The following is a 19264-nucleotide window of genomic DNA, read 5'->3' as shown; positions in this document are numbered from 1 at the left end:
AGCACTATTACTCAGGAGCACACTCAATTATGTTCAAGAATGCATTCGCAAACCTGCAAAAAGTAGGTAAGTCGCTAATGCTGCCCGTATCCGTACTCCCTATCGCAGGTATCCTGCTGGGTGTCGGTTCGGCCAATTTTAGCTGGTTGCCTGGAATTGTCTCCAGCGTCATGGCACAGGCCGGTGACTCGGTGTTTGCCAACATGCCATTGATTTTTGCTATTGGTGTTGCCCTGGGCTTCACTAATAACGACGGTGTTTCCGCACTGGCGGCGGTGGTGGCTTATGGCATCATGGTCAAAACCATGGCTGCGATTGCGCCGCTGGTTCTTAATCTACCTGCTGCTGAAATCACGGCGAAGCACCTAGCGGATACCGGTGTGCTAGGCGGGATCATTGCTGGTGCGATTGCCGCGTATATGTTTAACCGTTTCTACCGCATTCAGTTGCCTGAGTATCTGGGCTTCTTTGCCGGTAAACGTTTTGTGCCGATTATTTCCGGCCTGACGGCGATCATTACCGGTGCTGTGCTGTCTTTCATCTGGCCACCGGTCGGTAGCGCTATCCAAACGTTTTCACATTGGGCAGCGAATGAGAACCCGATGCTGGCATTCGGTATCTATGGGATCGTTGAACGTTCTCTGGTTCCGTTTGGTCTGCACCATATCTGGAACGTCCCTTTCCAAATGCAGGTGGGTGAGTTCACCAATGCGGCGGGGCAGGTTTTCCACGGCGATATCCCTCGTTACATTGCAGGTGACCCGACTGCGGGTAAACTGTCCGGCGGTTTCCTGTTTAAAATGTACGGCTTGCCAGCTGCGGCCATTGCTATTTGGCACTCTGCTAAACCAGAAAACCGCGCGAAAGTGGGCGGCATCATGATCTCTGCGGCGCTGACCTCGTTCCTGACGGGTATCACCGAGCCAATTGAGTTCTCCTTCATGTTCGTTGCGCCGATTCTGTATGTGATCCATGCGATTCTGGCGGGTCTGGCATTCCCAATCTGTATCCTGTTGGGCATGCGTGATGGCACAAGCTTCTCTCACGGTCTGATCGACTTCGTGGTACTGAGCGGCAACGGTAGCAACCTGTGGCTGTTCCCGATTGTGGGTCTGTGCTATGCGCTGATTTACTACACCATTTTCCGCGTTCTGATTGCCAAACTGAATCTGAAAACGCCGGGCCGTGAAGATAGCGCCTCTGAGCAAACCTCACAGGACAGCACTGAAATGGCTGCCGCACTGGTTAGCGCGTTTGGTGGTAAAGAAAACATCACTAATCTGGATGCGTGCATCACCCGTCTGCGTGTTAGCGTAGGCGATGTGGCTAAAGTTGATCAGGCTGGCCTGAAAAAACTGGGCGCAGCAGGTGTGGTTGTGGCAGGTTCCGGTGTTCAGGCCATTTTCGGTACCAAATCCGATAACCTGAAAACCGACATGGACGACTACATCCGTAACCACTGATGTGTTGTTGGGGAGTGGTAAAAAGGGGCGAAAGCCCCTTTTTTTATGGTCAGAACCGCCTTATTCCTCTTTTACGGCGAAAACTTGACAGCATCTGTGGAGCCTGTTTCTCCCAGCCGATGAATCGCTTACGCAGTAACGGGTTGGTGAACAAGAGCCAGAGCAGATTACGTATTTCGGAAGGATGGGCGTCGAAGCTGAATTCGACCTGTTCGTGGTCAATGTCGCTATTCCCAGCATGCAGGCTGATCTGGGCGCTAGTTTCGCACAACTTGGTCGGGTTATGAACGGGCTTCTGGCGCACTGCTGATTACGGGCGGACGGCTGGGGGATGTATTTGGTCGACTCTGGGTGTGGCTGTGGTCTGCATCCTGTTATGCTGGTGAGAACGCCGCGGTCTCTTAGTTGGTGGGAAGGCGCACACACGAATTTTCGATGGATGATGCGAAATCCTTATCGTAGCGGCGGGAGCGTCGCTGTTTTCGGGAGAAGGCAGGCGTATTTCTGGTTTTTACTGGGTGTCGTATTTTGACCACCCGCACCAGAAATAGACGAAGAAGGTTGAAAGAAATGGAATATGTCACTCATACTGCCTACATGACGTCGTTCAACGCCAGCTTTAACAAGGAAATCAATCATGGCTGAAGAAACCATCTTTAGTAAAATCATCCGCCGGGAAATTCCTGCCGATATCGTGTATCAGGATGAACTGGTCACCGCCTTCCGTGACATTGCGCCTCGCACGCCAACCCATATCCTGATTATCCCGAACGTCTTGATCCCGACCGTTAACGACACAGCCCCTGAGCATGAAGCGGCGCTGGGACGTATGGTGACGGTCGCGGGTAAAATTGCGCAGCAGGAAGGGATTGCAGAAGACGGTTATCGCCTGATTATTAACTGCAACCGACACGGCGGGCAGGAGGTTTATCACATCCACATGCATCTGCTGGGTGGCCGCGCATTAGGACCTTTGCTGGCGAACTAGATCTGATAGAACGAGATCTTACAGAACCAGGTTCGATAGTCATGGGTAGACTATCGTGCGGGAAAACCATCATGCGAGAACATCATGCGTAACCCGATGCTTTTTCTGTCCGCGTGTTTGATGGTTGGGCTGTTGGCGGGTTGTAGCACGCCAAAGGTCCTAACCATCAATGAACGGCAAACGCTAGTATTGGATGCACCTGTGCTGTCGGCTGGGATTACCGCGGGGAACCCGTCGCTGGATTCAGAAAATGGCTGGCTGCGCGCGTCTTCCATCGTCAGCAACGACGCCTCACAGGCGGTGACCGTGCATTACCGTTTCTATTGGTATGATGAAAACGGGCTGGATGTGTTGCCTTTTGAAGAGGTACAGTCCATTAAAATTGCACCACAGGCGGAAATGACGGTTTTTTCAACGCGCAGCAGTCCTAATGCGCGTCAGGTCCGTCTTCATCTGTTTTTGTAATGCTGTGCAGAGAGAGAAAATATGAAAAAGTATCTAGGGGTGATACTGGCGGCATTGGTCCTGACAGGCTGCCCCAGCCGTCCGCCGGAACCGACCGAACCACCTGCGACTATTGAGCCAGTTGAGCCTCAAGTGCCGACCACGCCAACGCCAACGCCGCCGCCGGGAGAATCCGTACCACAACCGCCAAAAATCCAAACGTTGAACTGGGAAGCCAGTATCAATCCGCTGGTGGCGCAAATGCTGAAAGCCGATGGCGTCACGCCGGGCAGCATCCTGCTGGTGGATAGTGTGAAAAATAACACCAATGGCTCACTGCCGATCGCGAAAGCGACGGGCGCGTTGTACAGCGCGTTATCTTCCGGTAAGGCGTTTACGCTGGTGCCGCGCGAGCAACTTGCTGCCGCGAAACAAACGCTGGGTTTGTCGGTTGATGACAGCTTAGGATCGCGCAGCAAGGCGATTGGTCTGGCGCGCTATGTCAGCGCGCAGTATGTGCTGTACAGCGATGTCAGTGGTGATGTGAAATCGCCGCAGCTCGACATGCAACTGATGCTGGTGCAGACCGGTGAAATTGTGTGGTCAGGTAATGGCGCCGTTCAGCATTAAGCAGGCAGGCATCCAGCAGCAGCTGACTGCGACGATCCAGAAACATTTCCCAACTGTGGAGATGGCGGATATTCGCTTTGAACTGGTTGGTGGGTTGAGTAGTAAAAGCTGGCGTATCCGTGGGCCGGACATCGAATGGCTTGCGCGTCGGCAGTCGCCAACCGAGCGGAAGATGGGCGTCGATCGCCAGCGCGAATTCGCCTTGCTGCGGCAGATGTCGGCGATAGGTCTCGCACCACAGCCGCGACTGTGGCGTGACGACTGGCTGATTGTTGAGTGGGTGCCGGGGCGCATTGCTACACAGGATGAGTTCCTGATGATGCTGGCTAATGGTGAAGTGGCACGCCTATTGTCTCAGCTTCATCGCCAACCGCGTAGCGGCCATCCTCTCGATCTCAAAGTGCTATTCGCGCAGCACTGGCAGTTGATGGATCCGCGCCGCCGTTCGCCCGCGTTATTGCGTGCCCACCATTATTTTCAGCGTGCGGCGCTACCCACGCCTTTGGCGCTAGCTCCTCTCCATCTTGATGTGCATGCTGAAAACCTGCTGATTACTCCACAAGAAACGATGCTGATTGACTGGGAATATGCCTCAGATGGTGATATTGCCTTTGAACTGGCGTTCATTGTGCGAGCCAGTCAGATGGAAAGCCTGGCGCAAACGCATTTTCTACAGAGCTACCAGCGACATCGGCGAGGGTTTTCCGTGAGCCGCCTCCAGCAACAGATGATGCAGTGGTTCCCCTGGGTCGATTATCTGGTATTGATGTGGTTTGAGGTTCGCTGGCAGCAAACGAAGAACCCTGAATTTTTAGCGGACATTCCCACGCTCTATCATCGTCTACAACAATATCATTGGCTATAGTCGTGCCATCGGAAATAGCCAGGCTGACGATGTGGCTTTTGTGGTAAAGATCATTTCATTAAGCAGTACACTCTAAAGAATGAGGTTTTTGTGGGTCCGGTAATGTTAGACGTTGCCAGCTATGAGCTGGATGCAGAAGATCGTGAAGTGCTGGAACATCCGCTGGTAGGCGGCGTGATTCTGTTTACCCGTAATTTTCATGATGCGGCGCAGTTACGTGAATTGGTGCGTCAAATCCGCGCGGCGTCGCGTGAGCGCCTTGTGGTGTCTGTGGATCAGGAAGGCGGACGGGTTCAGCGTTTTCGTGACGGGTTTACTCGTCTGCCTGCCGCGCAGGCGTTCGCGGCATTAAACAGCGAGTCAGAGGCCCTGCGTTTGGCGGAAGAGGGCGGCTGGCTGATGGCGGCAGAAATGATCGCCATGGATATCGATATTAGCTTTGCGCCGGTGCTGGATATCGGTCACCAGAGCGCAGCGATTGGTGAGCGTTCATTCCATGCCAATCCAGAGACGGCGCTGGCCGTAGCGCAGAGTTTTATTCGCGGCATGCATAGCGCGGGTATGAAGGTCACGGGTAAGCACTTCCCCGGCCACGGTGCGGTCAGCGCCGATTCACATAAAGAAACCCCGCGCGATCCGCGTCCGCTTGCAGAAATTCGCGCACACGACATGCTGATTTTTAAAGAACTGATCCAGCGCCAACAGTTGGACGCGATCATGCCTGCCCACGTGATTTATACGGAGGCCGATCCGCGTCCTGCCAGTGGTTCGTCCTATTGGCTCAAAACGGTGCTGCGTGAAGAGCTGGGTTTTGATGGCATCATTTTCTCCGACGATCTCTCGATGGAAGGTGCCGCGGTGATGGGCAGCTATCCCGAGCGGGCGCAGGCGGCGTTGCAGGCAGGATGTGACATGATTCTGGTTTGCAATCATCGTGAAGGGGCGGTCAGCGTGCTGGATAACCTGTCCACGGTCAAAGCGGAACAACTGACGCGCTTATATCATCAGGGTTCGTTTTCTCGTCGGGAACTGCTGGATTCGCCACGCTGGAAGCAGGCGAATCAGGCGCTCACATTGCTCAGCGAGCGTTGGCAGGCGCATAAAAATGGCGAGAAATAGGCAACTTAGTCTGCGGTGAGGATGAAAGATGATTATCTATTTACACGGTTTTGACTCGACCAGCCCCGGCAACCATGAAAAGGTCCTACAGCTTCAGTTTATTGATGAAGATGTGCGATTGATTAGCTACAGCACGTTGCACCCGCGTCATGATATGCAACATCTGCTCAAGCAGGTGGATAAGACGATTCAGCAGTCTGATGACGATCGTCCGCTGATCTGTGGCGTGGGGTTGGGGGGCTTCTGGGCCGAACGCGTCGGTTTCTTGTGTGATATACGACAAGTCATCATTAATCCTAACCTTTTCCCGCAGGAAAACATGAGCGGGAAAATTGATCGCCCAGAAGAGTATCTGGATATTGCCACGAAGTGCGTGGCGAACTTTCGCGAAAAGAACCGAGATCGCTGTATGGTGATGCTCTCTCGTCAGGATGAAATGCTCGACAGTCAGCGTAGCGCGCAGACGTTGGGAACGTATTACGAGATCGTCTGGGACGATATTCAGACGCATAAATTCAAAAGCATCTCTCCCCATTTGCAGCGAATAAAAGCCTTCAAAACGCTCGGTTAACCCTGCGTTAGCGATGATGTGTTCATCGCAGCTGTCGTTCCTTCTGATACCCTTGTTTGATAGGGGATCAGGAGGCATGACGCAATTTATTTACTTTTCTTAGTTCATCCAACGGTGCATTTGCGCACGATTCAGCATTTTCCCTTCCCACCGAATTTCGCTAATCCACTGAAATAAAGATGGAATTTTCTCGCTAAAAACCTGCGTAGCAAAATAAATTGATATATATCAATTTTGGTATGACCAAATAACCTAGCGTGCTATTCTTGCAGCAGATATCAGGCTTAACTTACGCGAACCCTATGTTATATAAGGATATTATTTTTTTACTCTTTATTAACGATTGGTTCACATTTTAGGGGGTCATTTTGACATCACCAACCAAAAAAATTGTCATTGTCGGCGGGGGAGCTGGCGGACTTGAACTCGCAACGAGTTTGGGCCACAAGTTAGGACGCAAGAAAAAAGCGGAGATCACGCTGGTGGATCGCAACCACAGCCATCTGTGGAAACCGCTGCTGCATGAAGTGGCAACCGGTTCACTGGACGACGATATGGATGCGCTGAGCTATCTGGCCCATGCTCGCAACCACTATTTCCAGTTCCAATTGGGCATGTTGACGGATATCGATCGTGAGCAGCAGCAGATTCAACTGGCTGAAGTGTGTGACGAGCAAGGTGATGTACTGGTTGCGGCGCGCCGTATTCCGTATGACATTTTGGTGGTGGCATTAGGCAGTGCCTCCAATGACTTCGGCACGCCGGGCGTGAAAGATCACTGTATTTTCCTGGATAACCCGAAACAAGCCCGCCGTTTCCATAATGAAATGCTGAATTTGTTCCTGAAATTCACAGCAAATCAGGAAGAAAAAGAGCGCGTGAATATCGCGATTGTGGGCGGCGGTGCGACAGGGGTCGAACTGTCTGCGGAATTGCATAACGCGGTGAAACAGCTGCACAGCTACGGCTTTGACGGGCTGGATAACCAAACGCTGAATGTGACACTGGTGGAAGCGGGCGAACGTATTCTGCCTGCACTGCCGCCGCGTATTTCAGCGGCTGCGCATCAAGAGTTGAACAACATTGGCGTCCGTGTGCTGACGAAAACCATGGTGACCAGCGCAGAAAGTGGCGGTCTGAATACCAAGGACGGTGAATTTATTGAAGCCGATCTAATGGTTTGGGCGGCGGGTATCAAGGCACCGGATGCGATGAAAGAGATTGCAGGTTTGGAAACGAACCGGATTAACCAACTGGTGGTTGAGCCGACGTTGCAGACGACGCGCGATCCCAACATTTTCGCCATTGGCGACTGCGCCTCCTGCCCGCAGGAAGGCGGTGGTTTTGTTCCACCACGTGCGCAGGCTGCTCACCAGATGGCATCACGCTGCCACAGCAATATTATCGCGTTGCTGAACGGGCAAACGCTGAAGCCTTACGTCTATAAAGATCACGGTTCGCTGGTTTCGCTGTCTAAATTCAGTACGGTTGGCAGCCTGATGGGGAACCTGATGCGGGGCTCCGTGATGGTAGAAGGGCGGATTGCACGTTTCGTGTATATCTCTCTCTATCGCATGCACCAGGTTGCTTTGCATGGCTATGTCAAAACCGGCTTGATGATGCTGGTCGGTGGGATCAACCGAGTTATTCGCCCGCGTCTGAAGCTGCATTAATCCATCGCTGCTGACCGCTTTCTGATACGGGCATGAACGCAATGTCATGCCCGTATTCTTTTCTGCCAGCGGCTATCTTATTCTTCCTCAGTAGCCCTTTCTTTTCGTCGATCTACTCACAACCCCCTGTTTCTGAGCCGTAGCGCGATAGGCTACTTCTCTGATATGGCAGTATAAAATATCGCCCTATTACCAATTCCAGTTAAGATAATTCTCAAATGACGGTTTTATGTTACGAATCTGACACTTTTGGTTAATTAGTCTTATTGCGAGAGAGTGAAACATTGTGCAGACTTTGCACTGTTTACAGATGGCGTAGCACGCACGTCGAAAATTCTGAATGCTGATATTCAGAAGGAACCATCGGATTCATCGCGTTAAACGCGAGTTGGCGTAAAATAATGTTTCGCCAGGATTGCAGGTGGGGAATGCGTGAGAATAGATTCGGGAGGTATCCTGTGAACAAATCCATGTTAGCGGGTGTAGGTATTGGTGTGGCTGCGGCATTGGGTGTGGCAGCGGTGGCGAGTATGGAAGTTTTTTCCTCTAAACCCCAGTTTGCACAGGTGCTAACAGCAACACCCATTAAAGAAACGGTCAAAACGCCTCGTCAAGAATGCCGTAATGTCAATGTGACTCACCGTCGTCCGGTGCAGGATGAAAACCAGATTGCAGGCTCGGTACTGGGTGCCGTAGCGGGGGGCGTTTTGGGGCACCAGTTTGGTGGCGGACGCGGTAAGGATGTTGCAACGGTCGCAGGTGCACTGGCTGGCGGCTATGCGGGCAACCGTGTACAAAGCGGCATGCAGGAAAATGATACGTACACGACGCAGCAACAGCGCTGTCAGACGGTGTACGACAAATCACAAAAAGTTCTGGGTTATGATGTCACCTATAAAATCGGCGACCAGCAGGGTAAAATCCGCATGGATCGCGATCCTGGTACACAAATTCCAGTAGATCGAAACGGGCAGTTGATCCTGAATCAACAGAGTTAATTGACCTCAACGTCTACGGTTTTGCGCTGACACCCTCTCTAAAAACCGCGAGACACCTGAAGATGGTGCTCGCGGTTTTTGATACCTTCATTTTAACGTCGAAACATTATCTCTGCCCAGCGCGCCAGTCCGGCGGTAACGGAACCAAAATCGTTGCCGCTGGCGATAGGAATATCAGGAAGCAGTTGCTGAATAGCCTGACGCAGCAGGGGAGAACGTGCGCTACCGCCAGTCAGGTAGATCACTTCCGGCCGGGTTTGACTGGTTTCTAGCGCCAGCGTCACCTGCTGTTGAATACGCATGAGCGGATTATCGATGGCGGCATTGAGTTCATCAGCATGAATGCGCGTTGCCAGACCTGATTCGATAAAGTGCAAATCCGCTGCCGTTTCCGATTGGTTGGACAGCGCAATTTTGCTCTCTTCCGCCAGTTGAATCAGACGATAGCTCAGGCGCTGTTGCCAGACGGTCAGCAGTCTTTTCACCAGCTCGGGCTGACGCGCATCGCGGATCATTTCGTTGATTAACGCGCGGCTGGCGGTGCTATGAAACTCTTTTTGTGCCGGAATATCGTTAATCGCGACCGCATTCCACCAGGTCATAATCGGCAGAGCGATGCCTTTTTCTGTCTCGCTATTCATACCAAGCAGCGGCATCAGCTGTTTGAATGCGAGCATGATGTCCAGATCGTTACCGCCAACGCGGCAGCCGCTGTGTCCTAAGAGGCTTTGCGTGCGTTCGTGTTGTTTGTGCCACTCTGGGCCCATCAGCAACATGGAGCAGTCGGTGGTTCCGCCGCCGATATCCACGACCAGCACGCGCGTTTCTTTCGTCAGCGTGGATTCGAAATCCAGCCCAGCGGCCACGGGTTCAAACTGGAAGACGACGTCTTCAAATCCGGCGCGGTGGGCGGCGCGATCTAAAATCCCCTGCGCCTGCTGGTTGGCTTCTTCGCCGCCGATACTTTGAAAGTTAATCGGGCGGCCGATGACGGCCTGACGAATAGACTGGTCAAGCTGACTTTCCGCCTGCGTGCGGATATGCAGCATCATGGAGCAGACCAGATCTTCAAACATCGCAATTTGCTGCGCTTTCAGCCCTACGGCACCGAGGAAGGACTTTGGTGATTTAACGAACCACGTCTCTTCCGGGTCATCCATATAGTGGCGCAACGCATCACGTCCGAATTTCACGCTATCCGCCTGCACGCGAATATCTTCCTCGCGGTTGTAGCTGATGGCGCGCTTTAGCAGCAGCGCATTCTCACCCTCGGCATTGACCTGATGGTGTCGCCATAACCACTCGCTAACCGCTTCGCGCACGGGCGCGCACAGCAGGGAAGAAAGATAAGGCGAGCCATTTTCCAGCGACAGGAGCCGTGGCGTACCTTCATCCATAACCGCCACTGAACAGTTGGCTGTACCGTAGTCAAAACCGATAAACATCGTCGTGCCCCATGCCATAAAAAAAGGTGGCGACTTTACTGCGTTACGGCAGTGCTTGTAAAGGCGGATGAAGTGAAAGAGACATGTTTGCTGACGAGGTTGGAACCCGCAGATTCCTGTCAGACTGTTGACGAACCTGTTTATTGAACGAGAACGGGAGTAACGGAATAGAAGAGTAAAGCGTTTGCGCCAAGGATGGCGCAATCCGAGCTTACATGGACGTACTTGCAGCGTCTTTACGATCTATCCGTTGCGCCCGCTCTACGGATTTTGTTAGCAACCTCACGGGAACCCGGAGGTTCCCGTTTACTGTGGTAAAAACGAGTTACGCCGCCAGCGTATGTTGCGCCATGTTCCCCAGCAGTGAGCCGATAAACTCGATGCGTTGCGGACGGTCGCTTAAATCCTTCATGAATTTCAGGCGGGTTGGGCCATCAAGACGGTAGGTGCCCGGATCGCGCTGTAACAGGCCGATAAGATGGGACGGATCGACGCGATTTTTCTCGCTGAATTCGATAAAACCACCTTTTTCATTCCCTTCTATACGACGAATACCCAACGTCTGTGCCTGCTGACGTAAGGCGGCAATCTGCAACAGATAGCGGCTTGCATCAGGAAGGAGACCGAAGCGATCGATCAGTTCGACCTTCAGCTCATCCAGCTCGGCGGTGGTTTTCGCGCTGGCGATACGTTTGTATAACGACAGGCGCATATTGACGTCAGGGATGAAATCATCGGGCAGCAGGGCAGGCAAACGTAGTTCGACGTCGGTCTGACTGTTGATCAGATCCTCCAGCGATGGCTCTCGGCCCGCTTTCAGCGCATCGACGGCGTTTTCCAGCAGTTCCATATAGAGCGAGAAACCGACGCTGGTCATTTGTCCGCTCTGATCGTCCCCGAGCAGTTCACCGGCGCCACGGATTTCCAGATCGTGCGTTGCCAACGCAAAACCAGCGCCGAGGTCTTCCAATGAGGCAATCGCTTCCAGACGCTTCTGCGCATCGGTGCTCATCGCTTTAGGATTCGGCGTGAGTAGGTAGGCGTAAGCCTGATGGTGGGAACGGCCGACGCGACCGCGCAACTGGTGCAACTGTGCCAGACCGAAGTGATCGGCACGCTCGATGATAATGGTGTTAGCGCTCGGGATATCGATCCCCGTTTCGATGATCGTGGTACACACCAGCACGTTAAAACGCTGGTGATGAAAGTCGTTCATGACCCGTTCCAGTTCGCGTTCGCGCATCTGGCCGTGGCCGATCGTGATACGTGCTTCCGGCACCAGCTCTGCCAGTCGCTGGGTGGCTTTCTCGATATTTTCTACGTCGTTATAGAGGTAATACACTTGTCCGCCGCGCAGAATTTCACGCAGAATCGCTTCGCGCACCACCAGATTGTCATATTCGCGCACGAACGTTTTCACCGCTAAACGGCGGGCTGGCGGCGTGGCGATGATCGACAAGTCGCGCATTCCACTCATGGCCATGTTGAGCGTGCGCGGAATCGGCGTAGCGGTCAGCGTAAGGATATCGACATCTGCCCGCATCGCTTTGATGCGCTCTTTGTGACGCACGCCGAAGCGATGCTCTTCATCCACAATCAGCAACCCTAAGTCGCGCCAGTGCACGTCGCTCTGCAACAGCTTATGGGTGCCAATCAGAATATCGACTTTGCCTTCTTGAGTTTCCTTTAGCACCTGAGTTTGTTCACGCGCGCTGCGGAAGCGGGAGATCATTTCAATCTTCACCGGCCAGTTGGCAAAGCGATCGCGGAAGTTGTCAAAGTGCTGCTGTGCCAACAGCGTTGTCGGCACCAGAACGGCAACTTGTTTATGGTTTTCAACCGCTAAAAAGGCGGCGCGCATCGCCACTTCGGTTTTCCCAAAGCCGACATCGCCACAGACCAGACGATCCATCGCCAGCGGCTGGCACATGTCGCTCAGCACGGCGTTGATGGCCTGCGCCTGATCGGGCGTGGTTTCGAAGGGGAAACTTTCGCAGAAAAGCTGATACTGTGTTTTGTCATGCTTAAAGGAAAAGCCGCTTTTCGCCGCACGCTGGGCATAAATGTCAAGCAGTTCGGCGGCGACATCGCGCACCCTTTCTGCCGCTTTTTGCCGCGCGCGTGACCAGGCATCGCCCCCCAGTTTATGCAGCGGCGCATTCTCATCGGCACCGCCCGCGTAGCGGCTGATCAAATGCAGTGAGGAAACAGGAACATACAGTTTGTCTTCACCCGCATAGGTCAAAATCAGGTATTCGGCCTTGATTCCACCGGCTTCTAGCGTAGTCAGCCCAGCATAGCGACCCACGCCGTGTTCGAGATGAACGACGGGCTGCCCCGGCCGCAGTTCTGCCAGATTGCGGATCAGCGTATCGGTATTGATCGTGCGGCGATTATCCTGACGACGACGGCTGACGCGCTCACCCAGCAGATCGCTTTCGCAGATCAACGCGCGCTGACGCAGTGTGTCGATAAAACCGTGTTCGCTGGCACCGATGATCAGATAAGTGCCACGCTCCTGTGCCTGTTCCAGCGTATTGATGAGCGTCGGGTTCAGTTTGATACGCGCCAGCAGCTCTTGCAGCGTTTCACGGCGGCCTTCGCTCTCGACGGAGAAAATGACCTGACCGTCGAACTGTTCGATAAAGCGGCGTAGCGTATCTAGCGGGGATTTCTGCTGATGCTGAATGGCGAGATCCGGCAACGGCAGGTAGGCCAGGTTCACGTTGGCGGCTTTCTCTGGCAGCGTATCAGTTCTCAACTGCACGCGTGGCCATTCCTTCAACTCAGCGAACAGGCTGTCTACGCGCAGCCAAAGAGAGTCTGATGGCAACAGTGGTCGCATCGGATCGACACGACGGCTTTCAAAACGCTGCTGAATATCCTGCCAGAAACGCTCGGCGCTCTGTTCAAGATTACCGGTGTTAACGAGCAGCGTGTTGTTCGGGAAATAGCTGAACAGCGATGGCAGTGGTTCGCTGAAGAATAACGGCTGCCAGTATTCGATCCCGGCAGGCCAGACGCCTTTGCTAACTTGCTGATAAATGTGCTCGGCATCGCGTCGTACCTCGAACTGCTCGCGCCACTGGCTGCGGAAAAGTTCGATGGCGGTTTTATCGGTCGGGAATTCGTGTGCAGGCAGCAGATTAATGTACTGCACTTCATTCAGCGTGCGCTGGGTATCCACATCGAACAGGCGCAGGCTGTCGATCTCGTCGTCAAAGAAATCGATACGGTAGGGCTCTTCGCTCCCCATCGGAAACAGATCCAGCAGCGCGCCGCGCGTGGCATATTCACCGTGTTCCATGACCTGATCGACGCTGCGGTAGCCCGCCTGCTCCAACTGTGAACGCAGCTTATCGCGCGAGAGGCGCTGGCCTTTTTTCAACACCAGCGCATGGCCGTGCAGGAAACTGTGCGGACAAACGCGCTGCATCAGCGTGTTGACCGGCAGAATTAGGACGCCGCGCGTCATATTGGGCAATTGATAGAGCGTGGAAAGGCGGGTCGAAATAATTTCCTGATGCGGAGAAAAACTATCGTAGGGCAGCGTTTCCCAGTCAGGCAGGGTGGTGACGTGCTGGTCGGTAAATTGCTGAATTTCATCACGCAATCGTAGAGCGTTTTGCATATCCGGCGCGATAAGCACCACCAGCCCGGCGTGGCGTTCAATGATTTCTGCACATTCAACGGCGCAGGCAGCACCGGTTAACTGGCCCAGCAGGCGCTGCTCACCCGCTTTGGGCGGCAGCGAATAACGGTAATTTTCAGGCATCATCTGATTATCGGGTCTCGCCTCCCTGCATCCGGCCAGGAATAAGAAAAAGCCGTAGAGTGAGGGTGTTAGGGTTCCATAAAGCAGTACTACCCTTTATTATCCTTGATCACTTTGCTTTGGCAACCTTATCCAGACGGATTTCATGTATCAACCTGTCGCTTTATTTATTGGCCTGCGCTACATGCGTGGGCGCGCATCAGACCGCTTCGGCCGGTTTGTCTCTTGGTTATCCGCCATTGGTATCACGCTGGGCGTGATGGCGCTGGTCACCGTGCTGTCCGTGATGAATGGCTTCGAGCGCGAACTGGAAGGCAATATTCTGGGCGTGATGCCGCAGGCGGTTATCTCTACGCCGCAAGGTTCGCTGAACCCAGCGTTGATTCCCGTTTCCTCCTTAAACTCGCTGGAAGGCGTAACGCGCGTTGCGCCGCTGACGACGGGCGATGTGGTGCTACAAAGCGCCCGCAGCGTTGCCGTGGGTGTGATGTTAGGCATTGATCCTGACGAACAGGAGCCGCTGTCACGCTACCTGGTTAACGTCAAACAGCAGCAACTGCAATCCGGTCAATATCAGGCCATTCTGGGCGATAAACTGGCTGCACAGTTGGGCGTTAAAGCTGGCGATCAAATTCGCATGATGGTAACGAGCGCCAGCCAACTGACGCCGATGGGGCGTATCCCCAGCCAGCGTATTTTCACCGTTGCCGGGACCTTTGCCGCCAACAGCGAAGTGGATAGCTACCAACTGTTGGTGAATCAGCAGGATGCCTCACGGCTGATGCGCTATCCGGCGAACCACATTACCGGCTGGCGTTTGTGGCTGGAAAAGCCGCTGTTGGTTGATACGCTGAGCACACAAACGCTGCCAGAAGGCACGGTCTGGAAAGACTGGCGTGAGCGTAAAGGCGAGCTGTTTCAGGCCGTGCGCATGGAAAAAAATATGATGGGGCTGTTGCTCAGCCTGATCGTCGCGGTGGCTGCGTTCAATATTATTACCTCGCTGGGTTTACTGGTGATGGAAAAACAGGGAGAAGTCGCCATTCTGCAAACGCAGGGGCTGACTCAACGTCAGATTATGGCGGTGTTTATGGTGCAAGGGGGGAGCGCTGGCGTTATTGGCGCGCTGTTAGGGGCAGTGCTGGGGACGCTATTGGCCAGCCAACTGAATACGCTGATGCCGATACTGGGCGTCTTGCTGGATGGTGCCGCATTGCCGGTGGCGATCGACCCTGTGCAGGTCGTGACGATCGCTATTTCCGCGATGGTGATTGCCCTCTTATCGACACTTTACCCGTCATGGCGCGCTGCCGCCGTTCAACCCGCTGAGGCTTTACGTTATGAATGATTTACCGTTATTGCAGTGTACTAAGCTGTCCAAGCGCTATCAGGACGGCAAACTGTCTACCGACGTGTTACGCGATGTCTCATTTGAAATGAGCAGCGGCGAGATGATGGCCATCGTCGGAAGCTCTGGTTCGGGCAAAAGTACGTTGCTGCATGTGCTGGGCGGGTTGGATACGCCGACGTCAGGTGAGGTTATCTTTAAAGGCCAGCCGTTGAATTCGTTCTCTGCGGCGGCAAAAGCGGATTTACGCAATCGCGAGCTGGGCTTTATTTATCAGTTCCATCATCTGCTACCGGATTTCACTGCGTTGGAAAACGTAGCGATGCCATTGCTGATTGGCAAAGTGCCGACGTCACAGGCGCGGGATAAAGCACGCGAAATGCTGGCGGCTGTCGGGCTGGAGGCGCGCAGCCACCACCGTTCGTCTGAACTGTCCGGCGGTGAGCGGCAACGTGTCGCGATTGCCAGGGCGCTGGTTAACAGCCCGTCGCTGGTGTTGGCCGATGAGCCAACGGGGAACCTCGATCAGCGTACGACAGACACCATTTTTGAACTGCTGGGAGAGCTGAATGTCCGGCAGGGCACTGCCTTTCTGGTGGTGACGCATGACCTGCAATTGGCTAGCCGACTGAACCGCCAACTGGAAATGCGCGACGGTCAGTTGCAGCAGGAACTGACCCTGATAGGAGCGCGGCAATGAGATTTCCTCCGCTCTCGTTGCTGATTGGCCTGCGCTTTAGCCGCGGTCGTCGGCGTGGCGGCATGGTTTCGCTGATTTCGGTCATTTCAACGCTCGGGATTGCCCTCGGCGTGGCGGTGTTGATTCTTGGCCTGAGCGCGATGAATGGCTTTGAGCGCGAACTGAACAACCGCATTTTGGCCGTGGTTCCGCACGGCGAGATCGCACCAGTCAATCAGCCTTTCGACGGCTGGCAGGATATTCTTCCGAAAATAGAACAAGTGCCCGGTGTGGCGGCCGCGGCACCTTATATCAATTTCACTGGGCTGCTGGAGAACGGCGCCAAGCTTCAGGCGGTTCAGGTAAAAGGTGTCGATCCGCAGCAGGAGAAACGTCTTAGCGCGCTGCCCAACTATGTGCTTAATGACGCTTGGCAGCGGTTCCGTGCGGGAGAACAGCAGGTCATCATTGGGCAAGGTGTGGCAAAAGCGCTGAATGTGGCGGAAGGCGACTGGGTTACAGTGATGATCCCGAACAGTGACCCGGAAATGAAGCTGATGCAGCCGAAACGTATCCGGTTGCACGTCAGCGGTATTTTACAACTGAGCGGCCAGCTCGATCACGGCTTAGCGCTGATTCCGTTGGTGGATGCCCAGCAATATCTGGACATGCGGCAGAGCGTAACGGGGATCGCCATCAAAGCCAATGACGTGTTTTCCGCCAATAAACTGGTGCGCGATGCGGGCGAAGTCACGAATGCTTATGTCACTATTCGCAGTTGGATTGGCACCTATGGTTATATGTACCGGGACATTCAGATGGTGAGAACCATCATGTATCTGGCGATGATTCTAGTGATTGGCGTGGCCTGTTTTAATATTGTGTCAACGCTGGTGATGGCGGTAAAGGATAAAAGTAGCGACATTGCGGTCTTGCGTACGCTGGGAGCCCCAGACGGGTTGATTCGGGCTATCTTTATTTGGTACGGGCTATTGGCTGGGCTGCTGGGTAGCGTGATAGGCGCGGTGATCGGTGTGATTGTGACCTTGCAACTGACGCCGATTATTCGCGGTATTGAAGCACTCATCGGCCATAAACTGCTGTCCGGAGATATCTATTTTATTGATTTCCTGCCGTCAGAATTGCATCTGCTGGACGTCTTTATCGTATTGGGCACGTCGCTGGTGCTGAGTTTGATTGCCAGTTGGTATCCGGCGCGACGCGCCAGCCGGATTGATCCTGCCCGCGTGTTGAGCGGACAGTAAGCCAACGCACATGCGGCTTGAGAGATGATGGGGATAGTCCCTATCGCGTGGGAGGAGCACTCATGTACTACGGTTTTGACATGGGCGGCACGAAAATTGAGCTGGGCGTGTTCGACGCGGCGTTGAACAAGGTGTGGCAAAAGCGGGTGCCGACGCCGCGCAATAATTATGATGACCTACTCACGACGCTGGTCGATCTGGTGCATGAAGCTGACGCTCAGGTTGGTATGCAGGGGAAAGTCGGTCTCGGCGTACCGGGCATGGAGACAGGTAACGACGGTGCGCTATTCACCGCTAACCTGCCTGCGACGATGGGAAAACCGCTGCGTACGGATTTGTCGCAGCGTTTGCAGCGAGATATTCGTATTAACAACGACGCCAACTGCTTTGTGCTGTCGGAAGCCTGGGATGTGGAGTTTCGTTCCTATCCTGTCGTGCTGGGCATGATTTTAGGTACGGGGCTAGGTGGTGGTCTGGTGATTAACGGACGTCCGGTCGACGGGCGTAACGGTATCACGGGCGAGTTCGGTCATCTCCGCCTGCCGTCCGACGCGCTGGATATCATCGGCGTGGATATTCCCCGCGTGAAGTGCGGCTGCGGTCAATTAGGCTGTATCGAAAATTATATTTCCGGCCGTGGTTTTGAATGGCTGTACGAACACCTGCATGGCGAAGCGCTGCCTGCGGTGACGATTATCCGGCACTATCGTGGCGGAGAAGAAAAGGCGATGGAATTTGTCGATCGCTTTATGGATTTGCTGGCGGCCTGTTTGGGCAATCTGCTGACCCTGTTCGATCCGCACCTCTTGGTGTTGGGCGGTGGACTGTCGAATTTTGATGAAATTTACCAAATTCTGCCGACGCGCCTTCCTTCACGACTTTTACCAATTGCGAAACTGCCACGCATAGAGAAAGCGCGTTATGGCGATGCGGGCGGTGTCCGTGGCGCGGCGTTGCTACATTTAATGGATAACTAGCTGGAGAAAGTATGTATACGCGTCAACGATTAGGGCGTTTTCATAAGGGAAAGCGTATGCGGCAACAGCGTCTTCGTGCGCGTATTTTCCATCGTGACTATCTGGCAGCAAGCGAAGTGAAAAAACCGCGCGTGGTGATACTGACGGGCGCCGGTATTTCAGCGGAATCGGGCATCCGTACCTTTCGTGCAGCCGATGGTTTGTGGGAAGAGCACCGTGTTGAGGATGTTGCGACGCCTGAAGGCTTTCAGCGTAACCCCGAGCTGGTGCAGGCGTTTTATAATGCCCGTCGTCGTCAGCTACAGCAGCCGGAAATTGTGCCCAACGCCGCACATCTGGCGTTGGCGAATCTGGAAGCGATGCTGGAAGACAATTTCCTGCTGATTACACAAAACATCGATAACCTGCATGAACGTGCTGGCAGCCAGCGCGTGATTCATATGCACGGTGAGCTACTGAAAATCCGCTGTAGCCAAAGTGGGCAAATTTTTGAGTGGACAGACGATCTTGCCGTCGGTGAACGCTGCCATTGCTGTCAATTTCCCGCGCCGTTACGCCCGCATGTGGTGTGGTTTGGTGAAATGCCGCTGCACATGGACAAGATTTACCATGCGCTGTCGCAGGCCGATTACTTTATTGCGATTGGCACATCGGGACATGTCTATCCTGCCGCGGGTTTTGTCCATGAGGCTCATTCGCACGGTGCCTACACGCTAGAACTGAATCTGGAGCCCAGCCAGGTAGAAAGCCAGTTTGATGAAAAAATGTACGGTCCCGCTAGCGCCGTGGTGCCCGAGTTTGTCGCTGCCTGGATGACGCGTGGCAAAAGTATCAAGTTCTAGGCGTCAGCAAAAATGAAAACGTCATGAATCATGTAAAGATGGCGTTTTCTCTTGCCGATCGTTGCTGCAGCAACATTCGTCAAGCTGATCGAACGGCAACATGGCGGCGTGGTTAAAGAAACAATATTCACTCTCGCTACAGCGAACATACGCAGCGGTTTCTGTCGGCGAGGCCGCCTGCG

General features: G+C 53.9%; 17 protein-coding genes. 14 read left to right on the top strand and 3 right to left on the bottom strand.

Translation table 11 applies throughout. From position 1 onward, the window contains the following. Positions 1-29: 29 nt before the first annotated feature. Entirely contained in the window at positions 30-1463 is a 1434-nt protein-coding gene (gene ptsG / locus IG609_RS12160) for a PTS glucose transporter subunit IIBC (protein WP_116155762.1), read from the top strand. Between the two features lie 49 nt (positions 1464-1512). Here ptsG and IG609_RS12155 read toward each other — a convergent pair whose 3' ends face one another. Next, positions 1513-1617 carry a hypothetical protein gene (locus IG609_RS12155; RefSeq protein ID WP_240348943.1) on the bottom strand — a complete coding sequence of 35 codons (105 nt, stop codon included), beginning with the start codon at positions 1615-1617 and terminating at the stop codon, positions 1513-1515. 483 nt (positions 1618-2100) lie between these two features. Here IG609_RS12155 and hinT point away from each other — a divergent pair, with 483 nt between their 5' ends. The 8 genes from hinT to IG609_RS12115 all read left to right on the top strand — a co-directional run bounded on the left by hinT (position 2101) and on the right by IG609_RS12115 (position 8751). Then, complete coding sequence (gene hinT / locus IG609_RS12150; protein ID WP_010276226.1) at positions 2101-2451, top strand: purine nucleoside phosphoramidase; 351 nt, start codon at positions 2101-2103, stop codon at positions 2449-2451. Positions 2452-2535: 84 nt separating this feature from the next. After that, entirely contained in the window at positions 2536-2916 is a 381-nt protein-coding gene (locus IG609_RS12145) for a YcfL family putative periplasmic lipoprotein (RefSeq protein ID WP_193397122.1), read from the top strand. A gap of 21 nt (positions 2917-2937) precedes the next feature. Next, a complete protein-coding gene (gene lpoB, locus IG609_RS12140; protein ID WP_193397121.1) occupies positions 2938-3525 on the top strand; it encodes a penicillin-binding protein activator LpoB in 588 nt (195 codons plus the stop codon). Further along, a complete protein-coding gene (gene thiK, locus IG609_RS12135) occupies positions 3506-4390 on the top strand; it encodes a thiamine kinase (protein ID WP_193397120.1) in 885 nt (294 codons plus the stop codon). Before lpoB ends, thiK begins: the two co-directional genes overlap by 20 nt. A 90-nt stretch (positions 4391-4480) precedes the next feature. Beyond that, positions 4481-5509 carry a beta-N-acetylhexosaminidase gene (gene nagZ, locus IG609_RS12130; RefSeq protein WP_193397119.1) on the top strand — a complete coding sequence of 343 codons (1029 nt, stop codon included), beginning with the start codon at positions 4481-4483 and terminating at the stop codon, positions 5507-5509. A 28-nt stretch (positions 5510-5537) separates the two neighbouring features. Further along, the gene (gene ycfP, locus IG609_RS12125; protein ID WP_193397118.1) at positions 5538-6080 is read left to right on the top strand and encodes an alpha/beta hydrolase YcfP; all 543 of its coding nucleotides are present in this window, start codon (positions 5538-5540) and stop codon (positions 6078-6080) included. Positions 6081-6448: 368 nt separating this feature from the next. Beyond that, complete coding sequence (locus IG609_RS12120; RefSeq protein WP_040031690.1) at positions 6449-7753, top strand: NAD(P)/FAD-dependent oxidoreductase; 1305 nt, start codon at positions 6449-6451, stop codon at positions 7751-7753. 458 nt (positions 7754-8211) lie between these two features. Next, positions 8212-8751, top strand: a complete 540-nt coding sequence (locus IG609_RS12115; protein ID WP_095699857.1) for a glycine zipper 2TM domain-containing protein — start codon at positions 8212-8214, stop codon at positions 8749-8751. A 92-nt stretch (positions 8752-8843) separates the two neighbouring features. On the opposite strand, the gene yegD is transcribed toward IG609_RS12115, so the two are convergent. Next, a complete protein-coding gene (yegD, locus tag IG609_RS12110; protein WP_193399893.1) occupies positions 8844-10196 on the bottom strand; it encodes a molecular chaperone in 1353 nt (450 codons plus the stop codon). A 325-nt stretch (positions 10197-10521) separates the two neighbouring features. Next, on the bottom strand, positions 10522-13974 hold the full coding sequence (gene mfd, locus IG609_RS12105; RefSeq protein ID WP_193400577.1) for a transcription-repair coupling factor: 3453 nt from the start codon (positions 13972-13974) through the stop codon (positions 10522-10524). 142 nt (positions 13975-14116) lie between these two features. Between mfd and lolC the strand changes: the two genes are divergently transcribed. The 5 genes from lolC to cobB all read left to right on the top strand — a co-directional run bounded on the left by lolC (position 14117) and on the right by cobB (position 19082). Continuing rightward, a complete protein-coding gene (gene lolC, locus IG609_RS12100) occupies positions 14117-15319 on the top strand; it encodes a lipoprotein-releasing ABC transporter permease subunit LolC (protein WP_193397115.1) in 1203 nt (400 codons plus the stop codon). Then, positions 15312-16019 (top strand): lipoprotein-releasing ABC transporter ATP-binding protein LolD, encoded by a 708-nt coding sequence (gene lolD / locus IG609_RS12095; RefSeq protein WP_193397114.1) that lies wholly within the window; start codon positions 15312-15314, stop codon positions 16017-16019. The genes lolC and lolD overlap by 8 nt, the downstream gene beginning before the upstream one ends. Next, positions 16016-17263, top strand: a complete 1248-nt coding sequence (gene lolE, locus IG609_RS12090) for a lipoprotein-releasing ABC transporter permease subunit LolE (protein ID WP_193400580.1) — start codon at positions 16016-16018, stop codon at positions 17261-17263. Before lolD ends, lolE begins: the two co-directional genes overlap by 4 nt. Positions 17264-17325: 62 nt before the next feature. Then, the gene (gene nagK / locus IG609_RS12085) at positions 17326-18240 is read left to right on the top strand and encodes an N-acetylglucosamine kinase (RefSeq protein ID WP_193400582.1); all 915 of its coding nucleotides are present in this window, start codon (positions 17326-17328) and stop codon (positions 18238-18240) included. Positions 18241-18251: 11 nt separating this feature from the next. Further along, on the top strand, positions 18252-19082 hold the full coding sequence (gene cobB, locus IG609_RS12080; protein WP_102117807.1) for a Sir2 family NAD+-dependent deacetylase: 831 nt from the start codon (positions 18252-18254) through the stop codon (positions 19080-19082). Positions 19083-19264: the final 182 nt, after the last annotated feature.

This window comes from Pectobacterium quasiaquaticum, assembly GCF_014946775.2.
GTDB classification, from domain to species: Bacteria; Pseudomonadota; Gammaproteobacteria; order Enterobacterales; family Enterobacteriaceae; genus Pectobacterium; species Pectobacterium aquaticum.
The sequence above is the reverse complement of the archived record's forward strand: the minus strand, read 5'-3'. Positions and strand labels throughout refer to the sequence as shown.

Coding starts and splice junctions, on each gene's coding strand:
- ptsG (WP_116155762.1), top strand. CDS start 30: ATGTTCAAGAATGCATTCGCAAACCTGCAAAAAGTAGGTAAGTCGCTA.
- hinT (WP_010276226.1), top strand. CDS start 2,101: ATGGCTGAAGAAACCATCTTTAGTAAAATCATCCGCCGGGAAATTCCT.
- IG609_RS12145 (WP_193397122.1), top strand. CDS start 2,536: ATGCGTAACCCGATGCTTTTTCTGTCCGCGTGTTTGATGGTTGGGCTG.
- lpoB (WP_193397121.1), top strand. CDS start 2,938: ATGAAAAAGTATCTAGGGGTGATACTGGCGGCATTGGTCCTGACAGGC.
- thiK (WP_193397120.1), top strand. CDS start 3,506: ATGGCGCCGTTCAGCATTAAGCAGGCAGGCATCCAGCAGCAGCTGACT.
- ycfP (WP_193397118.1), top strand. CDS start 5,538: ATGATTATCTATTTACACGGTTTTGACTCGACCAGCCCCGGCAACCAT.
- yegD (WP_193399893.1), bottom strand. CDS start 10,196: ATGTTTATCGGTTTTGACTACGGTACAGCCAACTGTTCAGTGGCGGTT.
- mfd (WP_193400577.1), bottom strand. CDS start 13,974: ATGATGCCTGAAAATTACCGTTATTCGCTGCCGCCCAAAGCGGGTGAG.
- lolC (WP_193397115.1), top strand. CDS start 14,117: ATGTATCAACCTGTCGCTTTATTTATTGGCCTGCGCTACATGCGTGGG.
- lolD (WP_193397114.1), top strand. CDS start 15,312: ATGAATGATTTACCGTTATTGCAGTGTACTAAGCTGTCCAAGCGCTAT.
- lolE (WP_193400580.1), top strand. CDS start 16,016: ATGAGATTTCCTCCGCTCTCGTTGCTGATTGGCCTGCGCTTTAGCCGC.
- nagK (WP_193400582.1), top strand. CDS start 17,326: ATGTACTACGGTTTTGACATGGGCGGCACGAAAATTGAGCTGGGCGTG.
- cobB (WP_102117807.1), top strand. CDS start 18,252: ATGTATACGCGTCAACGATTAGGGCGTTTTCATAAGGGAAAGCGTATG.